General features: G+C 65.9%; 6 protein-coding genes. 1 reads left to right on the top strand and 5 read right to left on the bottom strand.

All coding sequences use genetic code 11. The features are described 5' to 3' along the window. The 3 genes from ACLP4W_RS28205 to ACLP4W_RS28195 all read right to left on the bottom strand — a co-directional run. On the bottom strand, positions 1 to 261 hold a 261-nt coding region (locus ACLP4W_RS28205; protein WP_442390649.1), incomplete at its 3' end, for an SDR family NAD(P)-dependent oxidoreductase. A 154-nt stretch (positions 262 to 415) separates the two neighbouring features. Further along, a complete protein-coding gene (locus tag ACLP4W_RS28200; RefSeq protein WP_442390648.1) occupies positions 416 to 805 on the bottom strand; it encodes a hypothetical protein in 390 nt (129 codons plus the stop codon). Positions 806 to 867: 62 nt separating this feature from the next. Then, positions 868 to 1446, bottom strand: a complete 579-nt coding sequence (locus ACLP4W_RS28195) for a sensor domain-containing protein (RefSeq protein WP_442390647.1) — start codon at positions 1444 to 1446, stop codon at positions 868 to 870. A gap of 294 nt (positions 1447 to 1740) precedes the next feature. On the opposite strand from ACLP4W_RS28195, the gene ACLP4W_RS28190 reads away from it, so the two are divergent. Next, positions 1741 to 4452: an ATP-binding protein gene (locus ACLP4W_RS28190; protein ID WP_442390646.1), complete on the top strand. Its 2712-nt coding sequence runs from the start codon at positions 1741 to 1743 to the stop codon at positions 4450 to 4452. Here ACLP4W_RS28190 and ACLP4W_RS28185 read toward each other — a convergent pair. Further along, complete coding sequence (locus ACLP4W_RS28185; protein WP_442390645.1) at positions 4449 to 4835, bottom strand: PPOX class F420-dependent oxidoreductase; 387 nt, start codon at positions 4833 to 4835, stop codon at positions 4449 to 4451. The genes ACLP4W_RS28190 and ACLP4W_RS28185 overlap by 4 nt on opposite strands. Before the next feature lie 88 nt (positions 4836 to 4923). Continuing rightward, positions 4924 to 6375, bottom strand: a complete 1452-nt coding sequence (locus ACLP4W_RS28180; protein ID WP_442390644.1) for an aldehyde dehydrogenase — start codon at positions 6373 to 6375, stop codon at positions 4924 to 4926. Positions 6376 to 6442 lie beyond the last annotated feature (67 nt).

Below are 6442 nucleotides of genomic sequence, written 5' to 3'. Positions count from 1 at the left end.
GAGATCGGTCGGGTACGCGGCCGCGCTGCCGCCGCCCGCGTTGATCGACGCCGCGAGGGCTGTCAGCCTGTCCGCAGAGCGGGCAACCAGCAGCACGGTCGCGCCGGCCGCCCCGAGCTTGCGCGCGGTGGGCTCGCCGAGTCCGTAGGACGCGCCGGTGACCAGCACCGTCTTGCCGGACACCACAGCGCGCAGCCGATCCGGATCCGACACTCGCGGCGGATTGGCCATCTTGTCGACAGCCTTGGCTAGCAGGTTCATTGGACTGCCTTACTACCCGGACGAGTCGCAGCATAGCCCCACATCAACGCGCGCATCGAGGGAAGCGGCGTCGCCGCCCGTTTGACACGCTCGGCGATCCCGCAGCCAGTCGGCTGAACCCGGGGCACGGCGCGGCGTAAAGCTTCGATCCGCGTCACATGCCGCGCAATGTACGCAAATTTCGCACAAAGCCGAGCACGGCTGCGCCCACGAACGGCACCGGGGCGAGCGTGGCGATCAACGCGCTTTTGGTACCAACCAGGGGCCTGCTGCGTACCCCGAGCAGAAGGTCGGCGCTATCGCTGATCAAGCCAGCAGCCGCCCATTGCCGGAACTCGCCATCGCCTCCGCGCGCCCAAGCGGCACAGGCACCCGACCCGAGGACCACGTCGCGAATCCCGATCGTTTGCATCAGTAGGGTCGCGGTGCCGGATTCGGGCTTGAAGAACCGGCCCGGCGTTAGGAGCATGGCGGCTCCCACCACGACGCGGGCCGCTGCCACCAACGCCAAGATGGGCGATGTACGGGTCCGATCCTGCGTCATGGATTAAGCCTAAGGCCAAGGAGGCACCGACGTTGTTGACCAGAACATCGATCAGGCCACGGTTATGCGGGCACTTTGGCGGCGATCTGGTTGGCGATGTCGACGGCTGAGTTCTTGGGATCGGTGCTGCATGTGTTGACGTCGACAATGACGTTGTTTCTGACGACCAGCGCCCGTCCACAGGCCCAGCCGGCGGCCATGGCGTTCTGCTGAGTTGCGATCGTGCTCAAGACGCCATTGCTGTTGGATATCGCCCCCACTGTCCACTCCGAATGGCTCTGGGTGTGCGTGTACTGTTTGCAGGCCCCCCACTGTTGAGCGGAAGCGCTGAAGAAGGCGCCGGCTTGTTTGGCGGTGGGAAATAGCACCACCGCCTGCTCGGCATAATGAGTGAAGTTATCGCCCTCATCGAGTGCCTGATCACGCTCGGCCATGAAATTGCTGCCGACATAGACGGGGGCCTGCGCCGACGAGTCGATGGCTAGGCACTCCTTGGGCGCCATCGTGGCGCTGTCGTCAGACATCGCGTCGCGGCTTTTCGTCACCTTCATTTCTGTTGCTCCCATCGCGGCGTTGATTTGCTCGGGAGCGAGCAGGAACGCTTTCAGCGCACCCTCCGCAACAGGAGGCGGAGCTTTCATGGTGGTGGTCGACGTGGTGGTCGACGCTTTAGGGCCTTGGTTGGGCTGGGCGTGACAACTGGCGGTGAGAACGCAGATGCCGACGACGGCTACTGCGGCGATTAATTGGCGCATGTGTTTATCCCCATTCCCGCGTAACCCGCAACCGACCGGCAAAGCGCGCCACCACTACACCGGTTTGAGCTTGGAATCCATGCGAAAAATTATCTCGCCTCACGCGCACCGTTTCCCTCCTTTATGCCGGTGTTTCGGCTCGGTGGCACCCGCTTCTCAGGTCGTCTGCGTCGATGTCCGATGGGAGCGTGTCTGTTGTGTCATTCTGCGTTGGTGCCCGCTGCTCCGGCAGCAGCTCCTTCTGGGGTTGTGACGTTTTTGTTCACCGATGTGGAGGGTTCGACCCGTCGGTGGGAGGCCGACGCCGAGGGGATGAGGGCGGCGCTGGCCGCCCATGACGAGGTGTTGCGCACGGTGATCGAGGGGCACGGGGGCTGGTTGTTCAAGCACACCGGGGACGGGGTGTGCGCCGCGTTCGCGTCGCCGAAATCAGCGGTTGATGCCGCGGTGGCCGCGCAGCGGGCGTTGGAGTTGCCGGTGCGGATGGGGTTAGCGACCGGGGAAGCCGAGCTTCGCGAGGGGGACTATTTCGGTGCGGTGCTCAACCGTGCTGCGCGCGTGATGGCCGCCGGGCACGGCGGTCAGATCCTTTTGGCCGAGTCGACGGCGGGTCTGCTCAGCGGAGTTGATCTTTTGGATCTGGGGCCGCGGCGGTTGCGGGATCTGCCCACTGCGGTCGGGCTGTTCCAGGTCCGAGCGGCGGGCCTACGCGCGGACTTCCCGCCGTTGCGGGCGCTGGATGCGGGTCCGGGGAACCTGCGGCCTGCGGTCACCAGCTTCATTGGGCGCGAGTCCGAGGTCGCCGAGCTGCAGGCCGCGGTGAAGGCTCATCGGTTGATGACGTTGACCGGGGTGGGCGGGGTCGGCAAGACCCGGCTGGCGCTGGAGGTCGCGGCGCGACTGGCCGATGAATTCCCCGACGGGGTCTGGTTTTTCGACTTAGCCGCGGTCGCCGATCCGGCGGTGGTGCCCGACGCGGTGGCCGCGGTGCTGGGCATCATCCAACAGCCGGGGAAGAGCGTGGCTAACAGTGTCGCGGCCGCGTTGGAGGGCAGAGTCCGGCTGCTGGTGTTCGACAACTGCGAGCACGTGCGCGACGCCGCCGCCGATCTGGTCGAGGCCATCCTCGCGCACTCGGCGACGGTGAAGATTCTGGCCACCAGCCGCGAAGGATTGGGGGTCGCCGACGAACAACTGTGGCTGGTGCCGTCGCTGGACGTCGGCGCGGGTATCGACTCGGCAGCAGTGACCCTGTTTGTCGAACGTGCCCATAGCGTTGCCTCCCGATTTTCGCTGGCCACACCTGACGAGGCGGCCGCGGTGGTGGAAATCTGTCGTCGCCTCGACGGGATCCCGTTAGCCATCGAGCTGGCGGCCTCACGGATGGCGTCGATGACAGTGAGCGAGGTGCGTGATCGTCTCGATCAGCGGTTCCGGCTGCTGGTCGGCTCCCGGCGCGGCCTGTCACGCCACCACACCCTGCGCCACGCGGTGGCGTGGTCCTACGACCACCTCGACGACACGGAAAAACCGGTGCTGGAGCGGTGTTCGGTGTTCGCCGGGGGATTCGACCTGCAGAGTGCCTGCGCCGTCATGGGTTCCGATGACGACTTCGCCACCCTGGATCTGCTCGATGCGCTGGTGCGTAAGTCGCTGCTGGTCGCCGACCGGTCAGCGGGGCGGACCCGGTTTTCGATGCTGGAGACGATCCGCCAGTTCGCCGAGGACCAACTCGTCGCCGGTGGCGAAGCATCCGAGATTCGGGCAGCCCACTCGCGGTACTTCGCCGGACGCGAAGCCGACATCCTGGCGCTGTGGGACAGCCCCCGCCAGCGTGCGGCCTACGACTGGTTCACTCTCGAGCTGGCCAATCTGCGCACCGCGTTTCGGTGGGCCGCCGACCACGGCGATCTGGACACCGCCGCCACCATCGCCACCTATGTGGGGTGGCTCGGCGGTGCGGTCCAAACCTTTGAGCCGATAGCCTGGGCTGAAGAGCTGATCGAGCCCGCCCGCGCGGTCGACCACCCCCGGCTGGCGTTCCTGTACGTGATTGCGTCGCAGTGCTTCACGACCGGACGGATCGAGGCGGCTGTCCGCTACGCTGACGCCGGCCAGATCGTTCTCGGCAGGAGCCGCGATGCGCCGCCGTACGGCATCGAAGCCGCGCTCGGAGTTGTATACCTAGCCATCGGGCAGCCCGAGCGGTTGGCCGAGTTGTGCCGCGCCCAGCTCGCACGCCGCCGCGACACCCACGTCTACATCCGGTCATGGCTGGTTGTCGCCCTTTCATTTGCCGGTTCCGGTGGGGAGGCGATGGATTCCGCGGATGGCCTCATCGAGGCTGCGGAGGCAACAGGCAACCCGTTGTTCCTCTCGTTTGCGCTCGGTGCCTACGGTCTCGCTTTCCGTGACGCGGATCCCGTCGGGGCGCTTAACGCCCACCGCCGGGGTCTGGTGATCGCTCAAGGCAGCGGCAACCGCGCCGTCGCGTCAGTCCTGGCGAACGTTCTGGCCCTACTCGAGGCCGAACAGGGCGGCACCGTGTCCGCATTCGATCACCTCACTCTGGCGATCCGCAACTACCACAATGCGGGCGACCCCACGACGATCCGAGTCCCGCTGGCCATCCTCGCCGCTCTTTTCGACCGGCTCGGACGCTACGAACCGGCGGCCGCCATCGCCGGCTTCGCGCTCAGTCCCCTCGCCGCAACGGGGGTCCCCGAAATCACCACCGCGATCACCCACCTCCGCGATGTCCTGGGCGACCAGACCTACGAATCGCTCGCCCGCAGGGGCGATGCTATGACCACTGCCGCCATGGCGACCTACGCATACGACCAAATCGACCAGGCCCGAACAACACTCGAACACCCCAGGGCGGATTCCTAGGCGGCCGGCTTGATCTCGAGGCCGACGTGCACCTTATCGATGCCGCCGCGCACGATCGAATGGGCATAGAACCACCAGGCGTGATACCAGTACCGCTTGAGTACGGCGTTGTAGACCCGCCGCGTCTCGGACTTGGGCAGGACGCGGGCGACCCCTTCCACCGGATCGCTCTTGGGCTTGCCCAACGATCCGCTCCTGGCGATCGTCACCCTGGGTGTGTTGTTGATCCGCATGACTTTCCACGACCCGTCGTCGGTGATCACCAGGAGCTTGTCGCCGTCGGGCACACCCCAGATCGCCGTGGGTTTGGGGCGGCCGTCCTTGGTAAATGTCGTCAACAGCAGGTACTTGGACTGGATGACGTCCTTGAAGCTGAGGGCCACGCTAGTTCCTTATCTATGAATGGGCGGGCAGAACAGCGGTTCTTTAAGGTGCCCATTACGGCGACTCTTTAATCATGGCGCCTGGACGTCATTTGGGTGCCGCAGCGGAAATCGATTGGCTCACTGTGTAACTGTCGATTCCCTCGGTTCCCAGTTCGCGGCCGTATCCGCTGTTCTTGACACCGCCGAACGGTGCCGCCGGATCCATGATGTAGCCCTCGTTGACGCCGAAGGTGCCGGACCGCACCCGGGCCGCCACACCGTACCCGCGGTCGACGTCGGCGGTGAACACGGAGCCGGCCAGCCCGTACTCGGAGTCATTGGCGATCCGCACCGCCTCATCCTCGTCACGATAGGAGATGACGGTCAGCACCGGGCCGAAAATCTCCTCGCGCGCGATCCGCATGTCATTGCTCGCATCACTGAACAGCGTCGGCCGCACATACCAACCGGTGTCGAGACCGTCGGGCATATCGCTGCCCCCGGTGACCAGGCGCGCCCCTTCGCTCTTGCCTGATTCGATGTAGCCGCGAACCCGCTCCTGCTGGCGCCGCGCCACCAGCGGACCGATCTGGGTGTTGGGATCCGCGGGGTCACCCACTGTCATCGATTCCAGCGCGGCCGCCAAAGCGTCCACGAACTCGTCCTTGCGCACCGCCGGCACCAGGATCCGGCTGAGCGCGTTGCACACCTGGCCGCTGTTGGCGAGGCTGGCCATCTGAATTCCCGCGGCGACGGCCGAGGGGTCGGCATCGTCGAGGACGATGGCCGCCGACTTGCCGCCCAGTTCCAGGCTCACCTGCTTCAGCCCCTCGGCGCACCCAAGGGCCACTTGTCGGCCCGCCGCCGTGGACCCGGTGAACGAGACTTTGTCGACACCCGGGTGGCTCACCACGAGCTCACCGACGTCACGACCGCCGGGCACCACGTTCAGTACCCCGGGCGGAAGGTCGGCCGCTGCGACCAGCTCGGCGAGCAGCTGCGCGTCGAGCACGGACTCGGGCGCGGGCTTGAGCACCACCGAACAGCCGGCCAGCAACGCCGGGACGACCTTGGTGACGGTGAGGAACTGCGGCATGTTCCACGGCACCACTGCGGCCACGACCCCCACCGGCCGCTTGACGATCCGGATGTCGTTGCCGTACAGGCCCGGACGTTCCTGCTGCCACGCGTAATTTGCCGCCAACCCACAGAATGCCGAGATCATGGTCAGCGGTAGCCGGACCTGCGCCCTCTTGGCAAAGGTGATGGGAGCGCCGATCTCGGCCGAGATCAGCGCGGCCATGTCGGCTCGCCGCTCCTTGTAGATGCCCGCCAGCCGGGTGATCGCCTCGATGCGCTGCGTGGGTTGCATTCGTGGCCACGGTCCGGTGTCGAAGGCTGCCCGTGCGGCGTCGACGGCCCGATTCACGTCCGTAGGTCCCGCGCACGCCGCCCGGCCGATGGCCTGCTCGCTGTGCGGCGAGATCACCGTGATCGTGGCGTCAGAATCCGGCGGCACCCACTTCCCGTCGATGAAGAGTTGGTCCCTGTCGTACATATTTTTTCTTAGGTCCCTCTCTAGGTGTTGCGACCGCCGTTGACCCCGAGTATCTGTCCGGTGATGT

Origin of the sequence: Mycobacterium sp. (assembly GCF_052145595.1) — a bacterium.
Lineage (GTDB): Bacteria > Actinomycetota > Actinomycetes > Mycobacteriales > Mycobacteriaceae > Mycobacterium.
Note: the sequence above shows the minus strand (reverse complement) of the source record. Positions and strands in the feature narration are given on the sequence as shown.

Bases quoted from the DNA above. Each gene is read 5' to 3' on its own strand.
- ACLP4W_RS28200 (WP_442390648.1), bottom strand. From the start codon at position 805: ATGACGCAGGATCGGACCCGTACATCGCCCATCTTGGCGTTGGTGGCA.
- ACLP4W_RS28195 (WP_442390647.1), bottom strand. From the start codon at position 1,446: ATGAAAGCTCCGCCTCCTGTTGCGGAGGGTGCGCTGAAAGCGTTCCTG.
- ACLP4W_RS28190 (WP_442390646.1), top strand. From the start codon at position 1,741: ATGGGAGCGTGTCTGTTGTGTCATTCTGCGTTGGTGCCCGCTGCTCCG.
- ACLP4W_RS28180 (WP_442390644.1), bottom strand. From the start codon at position 6,375: ATGTACGACAGGGACCAACTCTTCATCGACGGGAAGTGGGTGCCGCCG.